20 protein-coding genes are annotated in these 21696 nt (G+C 38.9%); 14 read left to right on the top strand and 6 right to left on the bottom strand.

The features are described from left to right. Window positions 1–31: 31 nt before the first annotated feature. Window positions 32–871 (bottom strand): type 1 glutamine amidotransferase domain-containing protein, encoded by an 840-nt coding sequence (locus AAC388_RS06505; RefSeq protein WP_262448006.1) that lies wholly within the window; start codon window positions 869–871, stop codon window positions 32–34. A 119-nt stretch (window positions 872–990) separates the two neighbouring features. Here AAC388_RS06505 and AAC388_RS06500 point away from each other — a divergent pair, with 119 nt between their 5' ends. The 5 genes from AAC388_RS06500 (at window position 991) to AAC388_RS06480 (ending at window position 5097) form a co-directional block, all read left to right on the top strand. Next, the gene (locus AAC388_RS06500; RefSeq protein WP_078221098.1) at window positions 991–1893 is read left to right on the top strand and encodes a LysR family transcriptional regulator; all 903 of its coding nucleotides are present in this window, start codon (window positions 991–993) and stop codon (window positions 1891–1893) included. A gap of 192 nt (window positions 1894–2085) precedes the next feature. Beyond that, window positions 2086–2505, top strand: a complete 420-nt coding sequence (locus AAC388_RS06495) for a glycine zipper 2TM domain-containing protein (protein WP_005068514.1) — start codon at window positions 2086–2088, stop codon at window positions 2503–2505. Window positions 2506–2740: 235 nt separating this feature from the next. Then, complete coding sequence (locus AAC388_RS06490) at window positions 2741–3247, top strand: hypothetical protein (RefSeq protein WP_002119687.1); 507 nt, start codon at window positions 2741–2743, stop codon at window positions 3245–3247. A gap of 133 nt (window positions 3248–3380) precedes the next feature. Next, window positions 3381–4385 carry an LLM class flavin-dependent oxidoreductase gene (locus AAC388_RS06485; RefSeq protein ID WP_005068512.1) on the top strand — a complete coding sequence of 335 codons (1005 nt, stop codon included), beginning with the start codon at window positions 3381–3383 and terminating at the stop codon, window positions 4383–4385. 148 nt (window positions 4386–4533) lie between these two features. After that, window positions 4534–5097 (top strand): flavoprotein, encoded by a 564-nt coding sequence (locus tag AAC388_RS06480; protein ID WP_068563422.1) that lies wholly within the window; start codon window positions 4534–4536, stop codon window positions 5095–5097. A gap of 37 nt (window positions 5098–5134) precedes the next feature. On the opposite strand, the gene pgaD is transcribed toward AAC388_RS06480, so the two are convergent. From pgaD to AAC388_RS06455, 5 genes are all read right to left on the bottom strand, one after another. Beyond that, complete coding sequence (gene pgaD, locus AAC388_RS06475) at window positions 5135–5593, bottom strand: poly-beta-1,6-N-acetyl-D-glucosamine biosynthesis protein PgaD (protein ID WP_005073598.1); 459 nt, start codon at window positions 5591–5593, stop codon at window positions 5135–5137. Further along, window positions 5590–6837 carry a poly-beta-1,6-N-acetyl-D-glucosamine synthase gene (gene pgaC / locus AAC388_RS06470; protein ID WP_032004705.1) on the bottom strand — a complete coding sequence of 416 codons (1248 nt, stop codon included), beginning with the start codon at window positions 6835–6837 and terminating at the stop codon, window positions 5590–5592. The genes pgaD and pgaC overlap by 4 nt, the downstream gene beginning before the upstream one ends. Next, window positions 6837–8663 (bottom strand): poly-beta-1,6-N-acetyl-D-glucosamine N-deacetylase PgaB, encoded by a 1827-nt coding sequence (gene pgaB / locus AAC388_RS06465; RefSeq protein ID WP_342371351.1) that lies wholly within the window; start codon window positions 8661–8663, stop codon window positions 6837–6839. Before pgaB ends, pgaC begins: the two co-directional genes overlap by 1 nt. After that, complete coding sequence (gene pgaA, locus AAC388_RS06460; RefSeq protein WP_342371350.1) at window positions 8663–11101, bottom strand: poly-beta-1,6 N-acetyl-D-glucosamine export porin PgaA; 2439 nt, start codon at window positions 11099–11101, stop codon at window positions 8663–8665. Before pgaA ends, pgaB begins: the two co-directional genes overlap by 1 nt. 388 nt (window positions 11102–11489) lie before the next feature. Beyond that, the gene (locus AAC388_RS06455; RefSeq protein ID WP_016145814.1) at window positions 11490–12326 is read right to left on the bottom strand and encodes a pyruvate, water dikinase regulatory protein; all 837 of its coding nucleotides are present in this window, start codon (window positions 12324–12326) and stop codon (window positions 11490–11492) included. A gap of 147 nt (window positions 12327–12473) precedes the next feature. Here AAC388_RS06455 and ppsA point away from each other — a divergent pair, with 147 nt between their 5' ends. The 9 genes from ppsA (at window position 12474) to rpsR (ending at window position 21692) form a co-directional block, all read left to right on the top strand. Then, complete coding sequence (gene ppsA / locus AAC388_RS06450) at window positions 12474–14861, top strand: phosphoenolpyruvate synthase (protein ID WP_005803576.1); 2388 nt, start codon at window positions 12474–12476, stop codon at window positions 14859–14861. Between the two features lie 64 nt (window positions 14862–14925). Beyond that, window positions 14926–15681: an RDD family protein gene (locus tag AAC388_RS06445; protein WP_063099170.1), complete on the top strand. Its 756-nt coding sequence runs from the start codon at window positions 14926–14928 to the stop codon at window positions 15679–15681. Window positions 15682–15997: 316 nt separating this feature from the next. Then, window positions 15998–17050 carry a ubiquinol oxidase subunit II gene (gene cyoA / locus AAC388_RS06440; RefSeq protein ID WP_002119579.1) on the top strand — a complete coding sequence of 351 codons (1053 nt, stop codon included), beginning with the start codon at window positions 15998–16000 and terminating at the stop codon, window positions 17048–17050. A 3-nt stretch (window positions 17051–17053) separates the two neighbouring features. Next, window positions 17054–19045, top strand: coding sequence for a cytochrome o ubiquinol oxidase subunit I (cyoB, locus tag AAC388_RS06435; protein WP_005068497.1), 1992 nt, complete (start codon window positions 17054–17056; stop codon window positions 19043–19045). 4 nt (window positions 19046–19049) lie between these two features. Then, the gene (gene cyoC / locus AAC388_RS06430) at window positions 19050–19670 is read left to right on the top strand and encodes a cytochrome o ubiquinol oxidase subunit III (RefSeq protein WP_002119759.1); all 621 of its coding nucleotides are present in this window, start codon (window positions 19050–19052) and stop codon (window positions 19668–19670) included. Beyond that, complete coding sequence (locus tag AAC388_RS06425) at window positions 19670–19999, top strand: cytochrome o ubiquinol oxidase subunit IV (RefSeq protein ID WP_000094534.1); 330 nt, start codon at window positions 19670–19672, stop codon at window positions 19997–19999. The genes cyoC and AAC388_RS06425 overlap by 1 nt, the downstream gene beginning before the upstream one ends. A gap of 10 nt (window positions 20000–20009) precedes the next feature. Beyond that, entirely contained in the window at window positions 20010–20888 is an 879-nt protein-coding gene (gene cyoE / locus AAC388_RS06420) for a heme o synthase (protein WP_342371349.1), read from the top strand. 181 nt (window positions 20889–21069) lie between these two features. Beyond that, the gene (gene rpsF / locus AAC388_RS06415; RefSeq protein WP_002119610.1) at window positions 21070–21453 is read left to right on the top strand and encodes a 30S ribosomal protein S6; all 384 of its coding nucleotides are present in this window, start codon (window positions 21070–21072) and stop codon (window positions 21451–21453) included. Between the two features lie 11 nt (window positions 21454–21464). Further along, entirely contained in the window at window positions 21465–21692 is a 228-nt protein-coding gene (rpsR, locus tag AAC388_RS06410) for a 30S ribosomal protein S18 (protein ID WP_000090661.1), read from the top strand. Window positions 21693–21696 lie beyond the last annotated feature (4 nt).

The raw sequence follows: 21696 nt of genomic DNA, 5'->3' as shown, positions 1-21696 counted from the left end.
CTTTGTTTAAAAAACCTCTTTGCCAGCCTCCTTATTTTAATTTTTCTAATAAGGTTTTGCCCACCAAAACAGCCGACGCTGGATTTTGTCCTGTAATAAGTTCACGGTCCACCACCACATTTGGAGTCCATGCAGTAGTATTACTTTGATACTTACCGCCAAGTGACTGTAAAGCCGTTTGCGGATAAAACTTCATTTCTCCACCTTTTAATAAAGCTTTAGCCTGCTCTTCTTCCTGATTACTAATCACCGTCATTCGATAATTTTTATAAATCCATTCGCCAGTTTTGACTGTTTTACCTTGTTCTAGTTGACCAACTACTTCCGAGGCATTAGGTAAAGTAGACATCAACGCAATAGGACCGTGACAGACCAACGCAGTAGGTTTACCAGCTTTATGGAAAGCTGTAAGTACTTTTCCAAGTTGTTTATCTTTTAATAGATCTTGCATAGGTGCATGCCCACCTGGAATATAAATAGCATCAAACTGACCTACGCCAATTTGCTCAATACGAGATAGGCTCACAACTGGAGAATCTTGAGCAGATGTTAATTTTAGATCATGCAATAAATCTGCATATTGCTTTAATTCTTTTTCATCTTGGTTAAAATACATCGCATTATTCGATGATTCATCTAAGGTTGGAGCTTTCCCTTTTGGTGTAGCGAAAGTTACTGTATGGCCTGCATCTAAAAGCATTTTTGTAGGTTGCATCAATTCATTTAAATAAAAACCAGTTTTAAAAATATGGCCTTTTTTCAGCTCTAATTGGGCTTCATCAGACAACACAACTAACACATGAGCAGCATTTGCACTGAATGCTGCTGAAGCAGTAACTACTGCAAGCATTATTTTATTTAGAGATTTCATCATTCGACCTTCATTCCAACCATTTGCTGGATTTATATTTTGGATGGATATATTCTATTTTTGCCAATCAGGCAGATAAACAACCACCTTTACAAATCTTTTTTGCGTTTGAGGACAAAATGTCTCGTCAATTTGACCATCTTGCCGATATTGAAGTGTTTTTAATTGTGGCTGAGAAGCTTTCTATTAGTGCAGCTGCAATTTATTTAGCAACAACTCCTTCAGTCATTAGTAGAACAATTACGCGGCTAGAGAAAAAACTTGGCATTCAGTTTTTTAGAAGAACAACCCGTCATTTGAGCCTGACTGAAGCTGGTCAACTTTATTATGAAAAGATGCAACATGCATTTCAGTTAATTGACCATGCAGAGCGTGCTATTCAAGGTAAGCAACTGCAAATTTCCGGCAAAATTAAATTAAGCGTACCCACCACCTATGGACACTATCGCCTTCCAGAATTACTACAAAAATTTCTTTTGCAATATCCAGATATTCAAATTGAAGTCAGTATTTCTAATCGAAACGTCGATTTAATTGCGGAAGGATTTGATTTAGCTATTCGTCAAGGTCAGCTTCCTAGTAGCACTCTCATTGCCAGACCTTTGGAGCTTGCCCCTCTTCAACTTGTTGCCTCACCCGATTATTTAAAACGTATGGGTGTTCCTCAAACCTTGGAAGACTTAAACCATCACCAATGTATTGCCTTTGAATTACCGAGCACAGGTAAGGTCACTCCATGGTTTTTTAAAAATGGTGATAATGAAATTCAATGGATACCATCAAATCGGATTTTAGTAAAAGAAGATATTTTGGGAGTAGTTTCTCTTGCTGAAAGTGGATTAGGAATATGTCAGAGTTATAGCTTTATTGTTAATGAAAAGATCCGGCAAGGAAAATTGCAGCCCCTACTTGAGGGTTATGCAGGTCACACACGGCCCTTTTCTTTACTGTACGCACAACATAAACATATGTCGTCTGCGACAAGAGCTTTAATAAATTTTCTATGTTCTGATCGTGACTAACCCCGTCAAAACTAAATAAAGCTTAATTTATCTATATGAGTATTAAATATTCTATTTTAATAGAAAACATACAAACCAGACACTAAACTGCAATAATCAAAAGATGGTTCTCCATATTTGGGGAGAAGTGTTTTGTTACATTTGCCGTAACAAAAGATATAGGGTCCTGCAACTAGGGACACGGAGTCAAAAATGAAATTAAATGCTTGGTTATGTAGCGCTGTTCTCGCAACTTCAATGGTTACTGTGGCACATGCTGACAATACAACACATGTAGCAGCCGCTTCTGCTTTAGGTAGCGTAGCAGGTACTGCAATTGGTAAAAGCATGGGCGGTACATCTGGCGCAACAATTGGTGCTGCTTTAGGTGGTGCTGGTGGTGCAGCTGTTGCAAGCGATCGTCGTAACCGTACTGAATCTGCGATTGGCGGTGCTTTAGGTGGTGGTGCTGGTTATACGGTTGGTAAAAGCATGGGCGGTACAAATGGTGGTTATGTAGGCGCTGCTTTAGGTGCTGCGGGTGGTTCTGCTTTGGGTAATAAAATCTCTAAAGACCGTGATGCAGACAGATCTTCTAAGCACTGGAAGAAAAAACACCGTCGTCATCACTAATTAAGCTGATGAAACAATTTTAAGCACCTTCGGGTGCTTTTTTATTGTGATGAAGTTATACACTCATATTTCGTATGCTCATGATTTATCCACAAATTAATACAAACACTACAAACAGACACAAAACACTTGTATCACCCTTGGGGTTCTCCATAATTATCACGAAATTTTTTATTACATTTACCCCAAGATAAAGATAACTGTCCTTCCAGTAAAAAGGACATGGAGTTCTACGATGAAAATGAATATTTGGTTGGCTAGTGCATTAATTGCAACATCTTCAATGGTAACAGTTGCACATGCTGACAATGGCACACGTGTTGCTGCAACCTCTGCTTTAGGTAGTGTAGTGGGTACTGCGATTGGTAAAAGTATTGGTGGTACCTCAGGTGCAACAATCGGTGCTGCTTTAGGTGGTGCTGGTGGCGCAGCTGCAGCAAGTGATCGTCGTAATCGTACAGAAGCTGCAATTGGTGGTGCTTTAGGTGGCGGTGCTGGTTATACAGTCGGCAAAAATATGGGCGGTACTAACGGTGGATACATCGGTGCAGCAGTAGGCGCAGCTGGTGGTTCTGCATTAGGTCGTAAAGTTGCTGAAGATCGTAACTACGATGACCGTTATGACCGTGATCGTTACGATCGTGATGACCGCAGATATTACGATGGTGACCGTCGTTATTATAAAGGTGGTAGCCGTCGCCATGACAATGGCTTACACCGTGGTTGGTATAAAAACCGTTAATTCACAGATAAATCAAAAGAGCACCTTCGGGTGCTTTTTTATTTATAGCTAAAAATCAATATCGAAAAAAAACGATATACATCACACCCTATATATCGTATTATTTCGATATATCCTTATTCGAGAATATCGCATGCGATCACTTCAAGATACCAAGTTCTCCATTTTGGAACTTGCTCCTATTCGTAATGATAAAACCATCGAATTCTCATTACGTCACGCATTAGAATTGGCACAACATGCAGAAAAACTAGGTTATGAACGTTTCTGGCTTGCTGAACATCACAACATGGATGGAATCGCAAGTTCAGCTACCGCTGTCTTACTCGGTTTTATTGCAGCACATACACAGCATATTCGCTTAGGTTCAGGGGGAATTATGCTTCCTAACCATGCCCCTTTAGTTGTCGCAGAACAGTTCGGGACGCTTGCTACTTTATATCCAAATCGTATTGAACTTGGTTTAGGCCGTGCTCCCGGTACAGATCAACTCACCATGCGGGCTTTACGTCGTGGTCATCAAGAAACAGAAGATCAGTTTCCTCGAGATGTTGTCGAAATCTTAAAATATTTCGATGTACCTCAAGCAGGACAAAAAATTATTGCAACACCAGGGCAAAGCACCCATGTTCCTGTTTGGTTACTTGGATCTAGCCTATTTAGTGCACAACTCGCGGCAAAACTTGGACTTCCTTACTCATTTGCATCACATTTTGCACCACGTATGTTAGGTCAAGCGATTCAACTTTATCGGGAGAACTTTGAACCTTCTGAGTACCTAGATAAGCCGTATGTTTCAATGGGTGTGCCTGTTGTTGTTGCAGATACAGATGAAGAAGCACAATTTTTAGCAACTAGTGCTTACCAACGCGTATTAGGTTTAATCCGGGGTGAAAGCTTGAAGCTGAAACCACCAGTTGAATCAATGCAGGGATTATGGAATACAGCAGAACAACTTTCTGTCGAAAACTTCTATGCAATGGCGCAAATTGGTTCTGTAGATACGGTTCGCTCTGGCTTACAAAAGTTATTAGCGACATACGATGTTGATGAATTTATTTTTACATGCGATGTATACGATACAGCTAAACGTTTAGAAAGCTTTACACAACTCATGAATGTAAAAACAGAACATTAAACTCTACTTTAAGCTCCCATACTTGAATTGATTTTGAGTATGGGATGACCATCTATCTGAAAAGACTTTACCCCAACTTCCTGCTTGGTTATTTATATTAAAACGATAAAAACATCATGATTTAAAAAACCAAAAGGACTTTTGGAAAATGAGTATTAATATTAAAAATAACACTTCAAAATCAGTAATTTTTCAGAATATCTCTCAAGATTTCGAAGACTTTACTGGTCAAGTGATTTCCTCAACATCAATTAAAGAGTTTGACTTTTCACATTCATCTGTCGCGATTATTGGTACAAATCAAGATAGCGTGACTCATCTTGAAAAAATCTGCCAGCAAGCAAAATTTGTGACTGTCTTCCAAATCACCCCTCATTTTATTTTGCCCCATAGTCAGATGGGTACGCATAAGTTAATTACCCACCCACTTATTATCAAAAACCGCAGGTTATTTAACAATCGTGTTAAAAGCATTCTGGCATTACGTTTTCTAGAAACTCAAGTAAATGAACCATGGCTTAAGCGTCTTTTGACTCCCAATACTGCAACCACAAAAAAAGTATTTTTTAAATCGGACAGTTATTATGCGGCACTTCAGAAACCCAACTGTAAATTGCAAACATGGCCAATTGTTAAAATTACCAATACATCTGTTCACAGCATGGATGGTATAGAACAACCTGTTGATATTATTATCAGAGCAATGCCATAAAAGTAAAAAAGCATGGTTTTAGGCCATGCTTTTTTATTTACTCATATTTTTGCAAATTACCATGATCATCGTAATGCAAAATGATGCGCTGTTTTTCTTGCAAATCATTTAGCATGTCGGAAGTAACTGAAAATTGGGCCGCTAATAATTCTACAGAACTATTAGGTGCTTTGGCACGTCGGTCCTCACCACTAAACCTAATCCAGTTATAACTTGCCCATAAAATTAAAATAAGCGCGCTAATTCCGATCATTAATGCTAAATGTAATAAGGTCTTAACTTCTGATAAGTGGTCTACCCAGACGTAATCATAAATTAAGTGACCTTCAAAAACCCATAAAAACAGTGAAACCAATGGGAAAAGCAGCCACATTAAACAAATCCAGCCAATGGTTTGTAATGTATAGTTTGCTGTTTTATTTTTGACATATTCCGGCTGATCAATATATTCAGGGATATCTAAAGTCTCTATATCCTTATTTTCCTCAAGTTTCATGGGTTATCTCCACGGAAGCCTCGATCTGGACTTACCCAACGTGCACGTTTTTTCGTGTTAAATAAAGTTTTTGGTACCGCGACAACACTTGTAAACAAAGTCAGTAACCAGAAAAATAACGGGTACCAAATCACCCAAAAGTAATTTCTAAAAAAACGCCCTCGATCATAACGATGATCAATCCACAAACTCACTAAAAACTGGATCAAACATGTTCCGCCTAGTATTACACCGTACCACTGTGGCATAAGCGTTTTGATCTGCCATTGCTGAGGCAGTTCAACAAATAACCCAACAAAAAATAGCGTGAAGATCATGATCATCACATAAGACCATATAATGCTGACTAGCGCCTCAATCATGACCGGCCACATTCTTCGAACACGCAGTTTGAACATTTGTGGAATATATTCTATAAGAACCTCTACCCCACCTTGCGCCCAGCGAAGACGCTGTTTCCATAGACCTTTAAATGTCTCAGGCATATAGATATAACAAAGTGCTTGTGGAATATACTGAATATCCCAATGGTCGAGCTGTAACTTCCATGAAATATCAATATCTTCGGTAATTTTATCGTCAGACCAAAACCCGACTCGAACGAGTGCCGTTTTACGAAATGCTGCAATCACACCTGATACTGTAAAAATACGACCATATGTACGTTGTGCACGTTTAATCAAACCAATAATCGAAGAAAACTCACCAACCTGTAATTTTCCTAAAATACTAGATCGGTTTAAAATTCGCGGATTACCTGTTACAGCACCAATTCGCGGGAAGTTAATAAATGGTTGCATTAACCAAAGTACCGCATGCGGATGCAACAACGCATCTCCATCGATACAAACAAGATATTCGTATTTACTAACTAATACTCCCGATCTTAAAGCTACGGCCTTACCCTGATTTTCTGCTAAGTGTACAACCCGAAGTCGTGAATCTTGCGCTGACAATTCATCTAGAATTTCGGCGGTCCTATCACTACTTCCGTCATTAACAGCAATGACTTCAAAATTAGGATATTTGGTTTGTAACGCATAACGAATTGTTTGGCGTACTTGCGCTTCTTCGTTAAAACACGGAATGATGATACTACATCCTTCACCTGTAGGTTCAGGAAGCGCTTGTTCGCGGTATTCTCTTTTAAAGAAAAACCAAAGTCCCCCTACCATCCATGTCCAAGCCATCAGTAAAGGGTATAAAAAGGCAAAAGCAAACAGAATATCGAGTAATACTCTCATTACTTTTTCCCCTCTACCAATCCAGCAAAAGGCTGATACATCACAGGGCTAGTATTCAGACTAAGCGGATTATATAGATATTTATGAACATCTTTTGATTTTTCAAAGTCATAGCGATCAATACCGAATTTCTGGATTCCTACTCGCTGAATAGAAAAGAGTCCTTGCTGAACCTCTTCCCAAGCATTTTTTTGCGAATTTTCTGGTAATACTAAAGTCAGCATTATTCTTTGCTTATCATTTTGATCAAGTGTATTTAAGAGTGTTAACAACTGATTAAATTGTTTTTTCTTACCAATCACATCAAACTTCAAATTGACTAAATCATGTTGCATTAAAAGCGTTTTTATAAGCTCAGGTAGATTTTCCACATGATCTAAATCAGGTGTAAGCAATAAACTAAACTGTGCCTGATTACTCATATTTAAATAAGGTTTGACCGCTTCTTTAGTCAGTTCACTCAGTTGTTCGAGCTGTTTTGATTGTTCAATGCAACTGCTTTCTTGCACGGTTATTTTTTGCATTGCGCAATTTAAAGATGATCCTGCATTAAGCTGAACACCGCTTAAATTACTATTGAAACGTGCAATATCTTTAGCCAAATCTACAGCTAAAAATGGTTTATCTTTTTGCGGATAAGCAGGCAATTCTAATATTACAGATTGGCCTGCACGAGTTTGAGCCTGCCATAAACTACGATTTAAAATATCTTGTTGAACAGACATTTTATTTGTAGGGAAATAAGCAACATCATATTGTCCATCTCCATCTGTGTCTTCCAAAGGCTTTAAGATTAAAGCGTTGTTTTTTAAGCTATACAGTTTTGATAACAACTGCCCAAGTTTTTCATCAGTTTGAGTATTTTGCTGCGCTGCTAACTGCTTTAAATCCATACTCACAAAATGACGTGGCTGCTTAAATAAATCTGACTCTTCAAAGTTCAGAATATTTAACATACCTTCTGTCAGTTGTTCGGCTGTTGGGTTATTAATGACTAAGCTACGCTTAAAAGTTGAGTCACTCACGCGATTCATACCATCACGTCCCAAACTGAATGAAAACTGGAAACCTGCCTGTTGTGCTAGCTTCTCTAACTGTTCATTCACGGCGCCATAAGGCCAAATAATTGCTTTAGGATTAACCCCTACTTCTTTTTTCAAAACTGCATAAGATTTTTTTAAATCCTGCAAAATACGTTGTTGATATTCCGCATCGGTTTCATAACGTGATTGCGATTTTAAATAAGAATAAGAAGTAGCAGCAGGTTGCTCATTGCCTTGAGGATTGGCTAATACCCCATGATGTAAATCATCGCTATGGCTTGCAAACTCGGCTAACCCAGATGCTTGCATTTCACAAACTTGAGCCCAGTTCACCAAGTTACCTTGACCATAGGCTTCATAACCCGCTTTTGTATTACCATTTAACCAACTTGTTGGAAGAGCAAAAACTGCTGGAATCTGATATTGCTTCAGCAAAGGAAATACTCGGCTATAACTACTTAAAGCACCATCATCAAAGGTCAGTAGAATAGAGTTATGAGGTAATTCTTTACCTTGCTTACGTGCCTCTTCAATGTCTTTTAGACGAATCGGTTTCCAATCCGACTGACTAAGCCAATCGAGAAACTGTGCCAGATTATTGGTCTGAATCGCATAAACATCGCGGTCACCTTCCTTGAGCACATCATCTCGCACATCATGAAAAGTTAAAGAAACCGTATGGTTTTTTGGTAGTTCAGTTTCAATGCGGGCATAGGCAAATTGTACGGGTAATAACGTTGAGGCAAACACACAGCTCAACATTTTTGACATCATATTATTCATTAAAAACGCCCTTCAAATCCGAAAATACCGTAGGTATGTTGTTCATCATGACCATCGTATGGATGGTATTGCCAACCAATTCCATAATTAAGTTGCCAAGTCCGTGAGAGCTGCCATTGATGTTGATATTGCAAAGAGTATGTTGGTCGAGCTGAGTAATCTGCTTGTTTATATAGCCCTACTCCAGCTTCAAAATGTTGTTTAAATGAGCGTTCGTACTCTCGCCAAGTGACCCAGTCATGGCTTAAATTCAACTCGGCACTGTAATGATTGCTTGGGCTAAAGTAAGCAGTCTGATCTTGGCTATTGCTGCCATAAAATCCACGAACGGTTCCGTAAGTAATATGGTGAGGCGCATCAAATAATCGCTCACGCCAAAAAGTAGAAAATTCTTGTTGTTTATTACCGTCACTTATATCGGTTAAGCCATAGCTCGCTCCAATTTGGCGTGACTCATCTTTTTGCCATGTCAAAGCAGCACGGTAAGCTTGTCCATCCTCACCAGCATCAATTGCTTGTAATGGAATATTAGCCTGACTGTCATATTGCAATTGATATTGCCAGTGGTCGTTTAACCATTGCGACCAATCAAGACGAGCACCTGCTTGGCTACCATCTGTACTTTGCGACAAAATTGCCGACAATGCCTTACGGTTTGCTTGCCACTCAGCACCAACACCATAACGTTGGTCATGCACATCACCAAAACGGTATTCACCATAACGATCTTGATGCCAAGCAAATAGACGATAATTGTCTTTAATCCAAGGGCTATTAATACGAGTTTCCATTTCTCGATCTTTTAAGCCATTTTGCCCACTCACAGAATCGCTATTTTCTGCTTTACTCTGACCCCAAGTCGTTGAGTGCGAGATGGTTGCTCTATCACGATCATCCAACTCTTTTCGACTTTTAACTACACCGCTATCTTCAGGATAATATTGCAAAAGACTTTCTGTACTTTTGCGCCATTCAGGAATATCTCCTAAAGCCTGAGCATTTTGCATTTGATTAATACGTGTATCTTTAGCAACTGGCGTTAAGCCATTTAAACGATCAATTGTTTTCTTCGCCTGTAACGGTTTATCTCTCCAACGCTCAACACGAGCAAGGTTGTTAATTAAACCTTCATTAGCAGGTGCAAGATCTACTTGTTTTTGAAAATGCTTTTCTGATTGATCCAAATGATTTGCATAAGCTAAATGCATGCCTTGTAAAGCAATATAATCATCACGATCAGGATGGATTGATTTATCTACTCCCTTGGCTTGGCTATATTTATACGTAGGAATCAATCGATCAACTTCATTCAAAAGTTGTTCAGCTTGTTTATATTTTTCTTGTTCAATATAAGAATAATAAAGCCCCGTATATACCGTCATATCTGAGTAGTTTTTTTCGGTAAGTAAGGTTTTAAAAGCGAGTTCAGCCTGCTTCGGTTGTCTTTCAGCTAAATAACTATCAGCAATCGCATGACGTACATAAGCCGGTAGCTTTTCTAACGGTACATTTAATTTAGTAAATTCATCTAATACCGTACGGCTACGCCCACGGAAGTCCAACGCATATAAATAGTCATAATGAAATCTTAAATAATTAGGGTCTGACGGTTGAATCAAAGGCTGTATTTGCTCACCTTGTTTCAACACAGCATCAAGCTCGGCAAAGCCTTCACTGTCCGACATGCCTTCCCGATTCAAATATTTATAGCGAGTAATTGCGTTATTTACACGTTGAGAAAACTCGCTGACTTTTAACCAGTGTTGTAACGATTCTGTTTGCGCATTTTTATCGCTGGCAAGCAGCAACTGCTGAGCTTTTTTATAAGCGCCTACAGCCGCCAAGTCGTAACTATATTCTTGCAAAACCGCAAAAGATTTTGGTTGCTGTTGATAAGCTTGCTCGATTGCAGATAAAGCATCTACAGGTGAATTAATGAGTCGATATGCATAAGCAATTTGAACAAATTGATCAGCTGTAAGATTTTTACTCTTAATACCTGATAAATGCACCTTAGCATTTACAGGGTCTTTAGCCTCAGCATATAGAACCGCTAATAAAATCTGCCCATCAGATGTCTTTTGAATATTAAATTTATTCGACCACTCAATTGCATCTTTAAAGTGTTTAAAATCACGAAAATTACGTATTAATGGTACTTGCCCATATTCTGGAAAATTCACATAATTAACATTTGCTAAATGCTGAGAAAAAGTTAATAAATCTCTTTTTTCACTTGACATTACAACTAAATAATCAGCCAGTAATTTTTGGTCATGTGGATACTTATTTAGCAATTGTTCTAATTGCAATATTGCTTGTTGAGTTTGCCCAGTTTTGTAAGTGTGAATAGCTTGCTCTCGCAATTCATCTACTTGAGCAGCATATAAATTAAGAGGCAAGATATATACCAATGAAAAAACACATTTTTTTAGCATTTTGATAATCGGATAGTCCCATATCGAGGTGGGAAAGTATAATTAAAATTAAAAACCAATCACACAATACTAAAAAAGTGTGACCTATTTAACATTTTACAAATTGTGGATTTTTCATGAATGCTTTTAAAAAATATTTATAAAAAATAAAGAATTACTATTTTTCAGCACAATAAAAAACATACACTTCTTTTCAATAGTGTTATTTAAATTTACAAATGAGTTTCAAAATAACTACGGGCTTATAACCAATAAAAACTATTTAATAATATTTAGTTTTATATATAAAACTTTAATTTTTGTCTGTGATATATATTAAAAAAACCATTCAACTTATCTATAAATTAATATACAAAAATTGAATGGTTAAAATAAACAATTGATTAAATTAACCAATACGACGTTTTAATCCCGTCATTTGCAAAATACGAGTTGAAATCTCTTCAATCGACATTTCGGTCACATTTAAATATTTAATGCCTTCTGAAATATAAATCCCTTCAATTGCTCTTAGCTCCATTTGGCATTGGCTAAAACTTGCATAACGGCTATTCGCTTTACGTTCACTACGAATTGCGACCAAACGCTCAGCATCAATCATCAAACCAAATAACTTATTACGATGAGCTCTTAATACTGCTGGTAATCGGTTATCATCTAAATCTTCTTCAGTTAATGGATAGTTTGCAACGCGAATACCGAATTGAAGAGATAAGTAAATAGAAGTCGGTGTTTTACCCGAACGGGAAACTCCAATTAAGATTAAATCCGCTTTATCGTAATGACGAGTACGTGCCCCATCATCATTATCAAGCGCAAAATGAACAGCATCGATACGGGCTTTATAATATTCAGAATCGGTTACCGCATGAGTCTGCCCGACCAATGTTGTTGGTGGTGTTCCAAGCTCTTGTTCAAGTTTACTAATTAAACCTTCAAACACATCCAGATTAACCGCTTTAGCCGTATTAATAATCTCTCGCACATGCGGATCGACTAAAGTATCAAATACTAAAGGTAGGCAACCGTCTTTGGTTTGGCATCGATTAATCTCAACCACCACATCCATTGCCGCCTCTTCAGTTGTAATATACGGCATGATGTGAATATCAAAATCTACATTGGGAAATTGTGCTAATAACGAATGTCCAAGAGTCTCGGCAGTAATTGCAGTTCCATCAGAAATAAAAAAAACACTCCGCTTAAATTGTTTACTTTCTGACATTAAAATTCTCCTTAAACATTTGTCTTAGTGCTATATAATCTTTATAGTAAACTGATCTTACATGACTGTCGCTTAGTATAATTCTCAACTAAGCACTTTATTTTTATAATTTCATGCCAAGATAGACATTAATACTGCAAAAGTGGAGTGAAAACTTTGGAAGCGCGCGTAATCGGTCTAGAAAAATTAGGGAAACACGATGTCGAACTCGTAGGTGGGAAAAACTCATCTTTGGGTGAAATGATCAGCCATTTATCAAATGCTGGTGTATCGGTACCTGGTGGCTTTGCAACTACTGCTGCTGCCTATCGTGAGTTCTTAGACCAAAGTGGTCTTAACGCTCGAATTCAAGCAGAACTTGCTCAACTCAACGTCGATGACGTAAATGCTCTTGCAGAAACAGGCGCAAAAATTCGTCAATGGATTGTAGAGACTCCACTCACTGCAACCTTAGAACAAGAAATCCGCGCCGCTTTTACAGCACTTTCTAACGGCAACCCTGATATCGCGGTTGCCGTTCGTTCATCTGCAACTGCTGAAGATTTACCAGATGCTTCTTTCGCGGGTCAACAAGAAACTTTCCTGAATATTCGCGGTATTGATAACGTACTTATTGCGATTAAAGAAGTATTTGCTTCTTTATATAATGACCGTGCAATTTCTTACCGTGTACACCAAGGTTTTGATCATGACATCGTTGCACTTTCAGCGGGTGTTCAGCGTATGGTTCGTTCTGAAACTGGCGCTGCGGGTGTAATGTTTACACTTGATACAGAATCTGGTTTCCGTGATGTTGTATTTATCACTGCCTCTTACGGTTTAGGTGAAATGGTTGTACAAGGTGCCGTTAACCCAGATGAGTTTTACTTATCTAAACCATTATTAAATGCAGGAAGACATTCTGTTTTACGTCGTAACCTTGGCTCTAAACACCAAAAAATGATTTATGGTGAAGAAGGTTCTGCGGGTAAATCTGTTGTTGTTGTTGATGTTGAAAAACAAGATCGCCAACAATTCGCTTTAAATGACCATGAGTTACAAGAGTTAGCTAAACAAGCGCTTATCATTGAGCAGCATTACGGTGCGCCAATGGACATCGAATGGGCAAAAGATGGTGATGACGGTCAAATTTATATTGTTCAAGCTCGCCCTGAAACTGTAAAAAGCCGCCAGAATGTAGGCACTATGGAACGCTACCTTCTCAAACAAAGAGGTACTGTTCTTTGTGAAGGTCGTTCAATTGGTCAACGTATTGGTTCTGGTAAAGTCCGTATTGTTAACTCAATTAAAGAAATGGACAAAGTTCAAGAAGGCGACGTTCTTGTATCAGATATGACCGATCCTGACTGGGAACCGGTAATGAAACGTGCTGCTGCAATTATCACTAACCGTGGTGGTCGTACATGTCACGCAGCAATTATTGCACGTGAACTTGGTGTACCAGCGATTGTTGGTTGTGGTAACGCAACAGAAGTATTAACCGATGGTCAAGAAGTAACTGTTTCTTGTGCTGAAGGTGATACAGGTTTCATTTACGAAGGCGCATTAGATTTCGAAGTTCAACGCAACTCAATTGAATCTATGCCTAAGCTTTCGTTCAAAATTATGATGAACGTAGGTAACCCTGACCGTGCATTTGACTTTGCTCAAATTCCAAACGAAGGTATTGGCCTTGCTCGTCTTGAGTTCATCATTAACCGTATGATCGGTGTGCATCCTAAAGCCCTACTCAACATTGACAGCCTACCTCGTGAAACTCGTGCTGCGGTTTTAACTCGTACAGCGGGTTATGCATCACCTGTAGATTTCTATGTTGAAAAATTGGTTGAAGGTATTGCGACTCTTGCTGCTGCATTTGGTGACAAGCCAGTTATTGTTCGTATGTCTGACTTCAAGTCAAATGAATACGCAAACTTAATTGGTGGTAAGTTATACGAGCCTGAAGAAGAAAATCCAATGCTCGGTTTCCGTGGTGCAAGTCGTTATGTATCTGATAACTTCCGTGATTGTTTCGAATTAGAATGCCGCGCACTTAAGAAAGTTCGTGATGAAATGGGTCTCACCAATATTCAAATCATGATTCCTTTTGTACGTACAGTATCTGAAGCGAAACGCGTTATTGAATTACTTGCACAAAATGGCTTGAAACGTGGCGAGAATGGCTTAAAAGTAATCATGATGTGTGAATTACCAACTAACGCCCTGTTAGCTGAACAATTCTTAGAGCACTTCGATGGTTTCTCTATTGGTTCTAATGACTTAACACAGTTAACGTTAGGTCTTGACCGTGACTCAGGTATTGTTTCACACTTATTTGATGAACGTGATGCAGCTGTTAAAGCTCTTCTTTCAATGGCAATCCATGCCTGCCGTAAAGCAGGTAAATATGTAGGTATCTGTGGTCAAGGTCCTTCAGACCATCCAGATCTTGCAAAATGGTTAATGGAACAAGGTATTGAATCTGTCTCTCTTAACCCAGATTCAGTTTTAGATACATGGTTCTTCCTTGCTGAAGAAAAAATCAAGCAAATCTAATATGTTATAAAAAAAGGCCCATCCGTGGGTCTTTTTTCATCTTTAGAATAGAGAATTTTTATTTATGCAAATTTACTTGGCACGTAATAATCAACAAGCTGGGCCTTATACTTTAGAACAAGTAAATCAAATGTTGGCTAGCCAACAAATTTTGTTAACTGATTTAGCTTGGCATGAAGGCATGACAGAATGGAAAGCTTTAGGAGAATTAACCCAAGGTAAACTTGTATATCAACCTATCGGTTATTCTGTACCTACAATAAATACGAATACATCAACTAATGAAACTATTCGTCAAATTCGTGTAGAACCTAAAGTTCATGAACTTGCGTCTATTCCGGCTCGGGCTTTAGCAAAAATTATTGATTTATTGCTTTGGTTACCAATCGCTGCAATTCCTTCTTTTTTCTTTAATGAAGCTCAATATAAGCAATTATTCGAGTTACAAAAACAGATGCAATCTGCCGAAGTCGCATCGACTAAAGCTGCAGAATTGCAACAGCAACTTTTTACTTTAATTCCAATAGAAGCTTGGCATTCAATGCTTCTTTACGTCGTAATTATGCTTGCAATTCAAGCCGTTCTTTTAACAAAGTTTGGTCAGAGTATAGGTAAGAAAATCGTTGGAATTAAAATTGTAGATTCTGAGGACAATAGCAAGGTTAATTTAACTCGCATCTTCTTATTAAGAAGTATTGTTTTTATCATATTAAACTTACTGTTTATGCCGATCAGTACAATTATTGACTATGCTTTTGCATTAGGACAAAAGCGACAAGCTTTACATGACAAAATTGCAAGAACAAAAGTGATCAAATGATAGTGAATGACTCATTCATTTAATGTCTAAAAAAAGAGGAGGCACCCTGCCTCCTTTTTTCTATAGTGAGTTGATATTTAAATAAAAGCTCTATTGAAATTAGATACCCTACAAAAAAAATCGGGTTTTAAAACAATTATTTCAGCCTACTTTATGTATAGCTTAGTTTGTCGATATGAGGCATAATGCCCTACAACGTAGCGGTGTCATATAATTGAGAAGTCTAAATTTAAGGATTAGCGTTCTCAATCATGCGACACTTTAATCGCTATCCCATATTTAATTAGGGAATGGGACTCTTCACCGAGGTTGTAAAATGAGACAAACGATTTTAGCTGTATTGTCTTTATCAACGCTTGCCGCACTTTTGACTGGGTGTGGTGGTGATATGGTACTTCTAAACTCTAAAGGTCCAGTTGGTCAAGGTCAAAGTGACCTTATGATGACTGCGATCTATTTAATGTTACTTGTGGTGATTCCTTCAATCATCATGGCATTATGGTTTGGTTGGAAATATCGCGCGTCAAATAAAGATGCAGACTATAAACCTACATGGGCACACTCAACTGCAATTGAAGTTGTAGTATGGGGTATCCCTGTCATTATTATTGGTATTTTAGCTTGGTTAACTTGGTGGGGTTCCCACAAGTATGACCCATACCGTCCTTTAGAATCAGATAAAGCACCTTTAACTATTCAAGTTATTGCTGAACAGTTTAAGTGGATCTTTATTTATCCTGAACAAAACATTGCAACAGTTAACGAAGTACGTTTCCCTGAAAAAACTCCGTTAAGCTTTAAAATCACTTCTAACTTTACAATGAACTCATTCTTCATTCCACAGTTAGGCGGCCAGATTTATGCAATGGCAGGTATGCAAACTCACCTTCATTTGTTAGCAAATGAAACTGGTGTATATCGTGGTTTCTCTTCTAACTACTCAGGTTACGGTTTCTCTCAAATGCGTTTCAAGGCGCATAGTGTTACAGAGCAACAATTCAACGAATGGGTAGCAGCGGTTAAAGCAGGTAATGGTTCAACCATTAACCCAGAAGCAGTTCAAAAAACTACGCTTGACCAAGCTGAATTGGCAACCTTACGTGATGGTAACCGTTCTAAGCATCAGATCGAGCATTTAGTAAATCGTGCTAAAGCTGCTGGTGATGAAAAAGCAGTTGCTGAAGCTGAAGCTATGAAACCGTTCCCGACTAAGCCACACCCTGTGACTTATTACTCTACTGTTGAGCCTAAATTGTTTGAAACAATTATCAACCACTATATGAGTAACTATCATGGTGTTGACCACTCTGCTGAACACGCAACAGCTGACACTCATGCTGCAGCTGAACACGCTGCTCAAGGGGAATAAGACATGGATATGATTTTTGGTAAACTGGGTTGGGACTCTATCCCGACAGAGCCAATCGTACTTGTCACCATGGTCCTTATGGCAATTGGTGCAATTGCAGTGCTTGGCGGTATCACCTATTTCAAAAAATGGGGATATTTGTGGAATGAGTGGTTTATTACGGTAGACCATAAAAAGATTGGTATCATGTATATCATCGTATCTGTTGTCATGCTTCTGCGTGGTTTCGCCGATGCGATCATGATGCGTTTACAACTTTTCCTCGCTAAAGGCGGCGGCGAAGGTTATCTACATCCTGACCACTATGACCAGATCTTCACCGCACACGGTGTAATCATGATCTTCTTCGTAGCAATGGGTCTCGTTGTAGGTATGATGAACATCTCTGTACCTTTACAGATTGGTGCTCGCGACGTTGCTTTCCCATTATTGAACTCTTTAAGCTTCTGGTTATTCGCTGGTGCTGCTGGTTTAATGATGCTTTCACTTGTATTAGGTGAATTTGCTGCGACTGGTTGGATGGCTTACCCTCCTCTATCTGGCATTCAATATTCTCCTGGTGTAGGTGTCGATTACTATATCTGGGCACTTCAGGTTTCTGGTCTAGGTACGCTTTTATCTGGTGTTAACTTCTTCGTTACCATCATCAAAATGCGTGCGCCTGGCATGAAATTAATGGACATGCCTATTTTCACATGGACTTCACTTTGTACGGCTGTATTAATCATTGCATCATTCCCTGTATTAACAGGTACTCTTGCAATGCTTACTCTTGACCGTTACTTCGGCTTCCATTTCTTCACAAATGAGCTTGGCGGTAGCCCAATGCTTTATGTGAACTTGATCTGGACATGGGGTCACCCTGAAGTATATATCTTGGTATTACCAGCATTTGGTCTATACTCAGAAATCGTTGCAACCTTCTCTCGTAAAGCGTTGTTCGGTTACAAGTCTATGGTGTATGCAACTATCGCGATTACTGTTCTTGCGTTCGTTGTATGGCTTCACCACTTCTTCACCATGGGTGCTGGTGCGAACGTTAACGCGTTCTTCGGTATCATGACCATGGTTATTGCGATTCCTACTGGTGTGAAAATCTTCTCTTGGTTATTCACCATGTATAAAGGTCGCATCACCTTTACTACTCCAATGTTATGGACGCTTGGCTTCCTTGTAACATTCGGTATCGGTGGTTTAACTGGTGTACTTATGGCGGTTCCACCTGCGGACTTCTTAGTACACAACTCATTATTCTTGATCGCTCACTTCCATAACGTAATTATTGGTGGTGTGGTGTTTGGTATGTTTGCCGGCATCATTTACTACTGGCCAAAAATGTTTGGTTGGAAGCTCAACGAAGCATGGGGTAAAGCTGCGTTCTGGTTCTGGTTCTTCGGTTTCTATTTTGCATTCATGCCACTTTATATCCTTGGTTTCATGGGTATGACTCGTCGTTTGAATACATATGACAACCCTGAATGGGATCCGTACCTTGCGATTGCATTATTTGGTGCTGTTCTTGTTGCAATTGGTATTGCATGTTTCTTAATGCAAATCATCGTTGGTTTCTTACAACGTAAAGACAACATGGACCTTACTGGCGATCCATGGGATGCTCGTACGCTTGAATGGGCGACCTCTTCCCCTGCTCCGTTCTATAACTTTGCGCATGAACCAGATGCAAGCGGTATCGACCGTTTCTGGACTGACAAAGAAAATGGTGTAGCATACGCACGTAACACTAAATATGAAGACATCCACATGCCGACTGATCGTGCTGCTGGTTTTGTCATTGCAATGTTCATTACTCTTCTTGGCTTTGCACTCATCTGGCATATTTGGTGGCTCGTTGTTGTTTCATTCGTTGCAGCTGTTGTTAGCTTGATCGTAAGCTCATTCACTAAGAATGTTGACTACTACGTTCCTGCTGCTGAAGTTGAGCGTATTGAAAACGAACGCTATGCTTTACTTGAAAAACACTTGAAGAAGGACTAAGGAAATGGCTGAAGTACTTCATCACGACAACCACGGCCATGACGGTCATCATGAACATGATGATACCGACTTAACGGTTTTTGGTTTCTGGACATACTTGATGAGTGACTTGATTCTTTTCGGATCACTCTTCATTGCGTTCGCTGTATTAAGCAGTCATGTTCCAGCAGGCACTCCAAGCGCATATGACCTATTCCATGACTCATTAGGCTTCGTGTTAACTGAAACATTTGCCTTATTGATTTCATCGGTAACCTTTGGTTTTGCTGTACTTGCATCTTATAAAAAGAATGTAAATCAAGTTATCACTTGGTTATTTATTACATTCCTTTTTGGTGCATCGTTCATTGGAATGGAAGTCTATGAATTCCATCACCTTGTACATGAAGGCCACGGTCCAACTCACAGTGCATTCTTATCATCGTTCTTTACTTTGGTTGGTACACACGGTATCCACGTAACTTCTGGTTTAGTGTGGATGCTTGTATTAATGTATCAAATTAAAACTAAAGGTTTGACTTTACCGAATACACGTCGTCTTGCTTGCTTAAGCTTGTTCTGGCACTTCCTTGACATCGTTTGGATCTGTGTATTCAGCGTCGTTTACTTACTGGGAGTTCTCTAATGAGTAGTCATGAGCATAATGCTGCTGGTGCGTCACACGGTAACTTTAAGCAATACACTGTTGGATTTATCCTTTCTGTTATCCTCACTATCATCCCTTTCGGGATGGTGATGGCGGGTGGTTTCAGTCGTGGTCTTTTAGTTACAGTGATTGCAATCACTGCGGTTGCTCAGGTTCTTGTACAACTTGTGTACTTCCTACACATGAATACATCATCTGAACAACGTTGGAATATGATTGCATTCATCTACACAATCCTATGTATCGCCGTACTTTTAATCGGTTCTGTGTGGATTATGAATTACCTTCACTACAATATGATGATCTAAACTGATTGTCATGTTGAGAAAATATCTATTCCTGACTAAACCAGGAATTCTCTTCGGTAATTTCATTACCACCTTGGGCGGCTTTTTCTTAGCCGCCCAAGGCTCTATAGACATCTTATTATTACTTCTCACCCTACTTGGAACAACTTTAGTTGTGGCTTCTGGTTGTGTGGTTAATAATGTTATAGATCAAGATATTGATACAAAGATGCAGCGCACTCAAAACCGTGCACTTGTTACAAAAACAATCTCTCCTACTGTTGCGCTGATATATGCATTAGTGCTTGGTGTAATTGGTTTTAGCATTTTGTGGTTCGGTGTAAATGGTTATGCATTTTTGTTTGCAATGATTGGTTTTATTGTCTATGTCGGTTTTTATAGCTTGTGGACCAAACGTACTTCAATCCATCAAACCGTCATTGGTAGTATCTCCGGAGCGAGCCCTCCTGTTATTGGTTATACAGCAGTAACTCATCAATTTGATGTGGCAGCCTTGCTTTTGTTTTTAGCATACGCTTTATGGCAAATGCCTCACTCTTGGGCAATTGCAATTTATCGTTTTGATGATTACAAAAATGCGGGAATTCCAATTTTGCCTGTAGCACGTTCTATTTATCGTACGAAAATTGAATGTGTAATATATATCCTATTATTTGCAGCTGTTTTGAATGGGTTATATTGTTTTGGCTATACCAATGTATTCTTTTTAATTACCTTTAATGCTTTGACTGCATATTGGTTATATTTATCAGTTATTGGGTTTAAAGCCGAAAATGATCAATTGTGGGCTAAACGTTTTTTCCTGTACTCGGTCATATTAATTACCCTGTTAAGTTTGAGCTTTAGCTTTACCTATCAATCCCCTGCTCCAAATCTTCCTCTCTTTTAAACAAGAGAGGATTTCCTCTTTATAGCAAAGAAGTTTTACTTTTCTGATCAAAAGATTTGTTTTTAGTCGAACTTTTACCTATAATTCAGCCTTCGCAATTTTTGCGACATAACTTATTAAGTTATGACTCCTTGCTTCTAATTTTTTTATTAGGGGCTGTTTAAACCGTAAGGAGCTGACAATGCGTCATTACGAAATCGTACTTTTGGTACACCCAGACCAAAGCGATCAAGTTGTAGGTATGGTTGAACGCTATATCTCTCAGATCAAAGAAGCTGAAGGTCAAATTCACCGTTTAGAAGATTGGGGCCGTCGTCAATTGGCTTACCCAATTAACAAAATTCACAAAGCGCACTACATTCTTATGAATGTTGAATGTGGTCAAACTACGCTTGATGAGTTAGAAGAATTATTCCGTTATAACGACGCGATCATTCGTAACCTTATCATCCGTCGTGAACACGCAATCACTGAAGAGTCATTGCTTGCTAAGAGTGCTGAAGAAAAGCGTGCGCGTAAAGCTCAACGCGAAGAAGCACAGCAAGTTGCTCAAGAAGCTGAATAAGGAGAACATCAATGGCACGTTTTTACCGTCGTCGCAAGTTCTGCCGCTTTACAGCTGAGAATGTTGCGTACATCGACTACAAAGATATCGACACTTTAAAACAGTACATCACTGAAAACGGCAAGATTGTTCCTAGCCGTATCACTGGTACTAAAGCTCGTTATCAACGTCAATTAGCACTTGCTATCAAACAAGCTCGCTATTTGTCTTTGATTCCGTACACTGACAACCATAAGTGAGGTG

Origin of the sequence: Acinetobacter sp. D009, assembly GCF_038562025.1 — a bacterium.
In the GTDB taxonomy this organism is placed as follows: Bacteria; Pseudomonadota; Gammaproteobacteria; order Pseudomonadales; family Moraxellaceae; genus Acinetobacter; species Acinetobacter pittii.
This window is presented reverse-complemented; position numbering and strand designations above follow the sequence as displayed.

What these genes read in the sequence shown, in the direction of transcription:
- AAC388_RS06505 (WP_262448006.1), bottom strand. Translation starts at nt 871, where the DNA reads ATGAAATCTCTAAATAAAATAATGCTTGCAGTAGTTACTGCTTCAGCA.
- AAC388_RS06500 (WP_078221098.1), top strand. Translation starts at nt 991, where the DNA reads ATGTCTCGTCAATTTGACCATCTTGCCGATATTGAAGTGTTTTTAATT.
- AAC388_RS06495 (WP_005068514.1), top strand. Translation starts at nt 2,086, where the DNA reads ATGAAATTAAATGCTTGGTTATGTAGCGCTGTTCTCGCAACTTCAATG.
- AAC388_RS06490 (WP_002119687.1), top strand. Translation starts at nt 2,741, where the DNA reads ATGAAAATGAATATTTGGTTGGCTAGTGCATTAATTGCAACATCTTCA.
- AAC388_RS06485 (WP_005068512.1), top strand. Translation starts at nt 3,381, where the DNA reads ATGCGATCACTTCAAGATACCAAGTTCTCCATTTTGGAACTTGCTCCT.
- AAC388_RS06480 (WP_068563422.1), top strand. Translation starts at nt 4,534, where the DNA reads ATGAGTATTAATATTAAAAATAACACTTCAAAATCAGTAATTTTTCAG.
- pgaD (WP_005073598.1), bottom strand. Translation starts at nt 5,593, where the DNA reads ATGAAACTTGAGGAAAATAAGGATATAGAGACTTTAGATATCCCTGAA.
- pgaC (WP_032004705.1), bottom strand. Translation starts at nt 6,837, where the DNA reads ATGAGAGTATTACTCGATATTCTGTTTGCTTTTGCCTTTTTATACCCT.
- pgaB (WP_342371351.1), bottom strand. Translation starts at nt 8,663, where the DNA reads ATGAATAATATGATGTCAAAAATGTTGAGCTGTGTGTTTGCCTCAACG.
- pgaA (WP_342371350.1), bottom strand. Translation starts at nt 11,101, where the DNA reads ATGCTAAAAAAATGTGTTTTTTCATTGGTATATATCTTGCCTCTTAAT.
- AAC388_RS06455 (WP_016145814.1), bottom strand. Translation starts at nt 12,326, where the DNA reads ATGTCAGAAAGTAAACAATTTAAGCGGAGTGTTTTTTTTATTTCTGAT.
- AAC388_RS06445 (WP_063099170.1), top strand. Translation starts at nt 14,926, where the DNA reads ATGCAAATTTACTTGGCACGTAATAATCAACAAGCTGGGCCTTATACT.
- cyoA (WP_002119579.1), top strand. Translation starts at nt 15,998, where the DNA reads ATGAGACAAACGATTTTAGCTGTATTGTCTTTATCAACGCTTGCCGCA.
- cyoB (WP_005068497.1), top strand. Translation starts at nt 17,054, where the DNA reads ATGGATATGATTTTTGGTAAACTGGGTTGGGACTCTATCCCGACAGAG.
- cyoC (WP_002119759.1), top strand. Translation starts at nt 19,050, where the DNA reads ATGGCTGAAGTACTTCATCACGACAACCACGGCCATGACGGTCATCAT.
- AAC388_RS06425 (WP_000094534.1), top strand. Translation starts at nt 19,670, where the DNA reads ATGAGTAGTCATGAGCATAATGCTGCTGGTGCGTCACACGGTAACTTT.
- cyoE (WP_342371349.1), top strand. Translation starts at nt 20,010, where the DNA reads ATGTTGAGAAAATATCTATTCCTGACTAAACCAGGAATTCTCTTCGGT.
- rpsF (WP_002119610.1), top strand. Translation starts at nt 21,070, where the DNA reads ATGCGTCATTACGAAATCGTACTTTTGGTACACCCAGACCAAAGCGAT.
- rpsR (WP_000090661.1), top strand. Translation starts at nt 21,465, where the DNA reads ATGGCACGTTTTTACCGTCGTCGCAAGTTCTGCCGCTTTACAGCTGAG.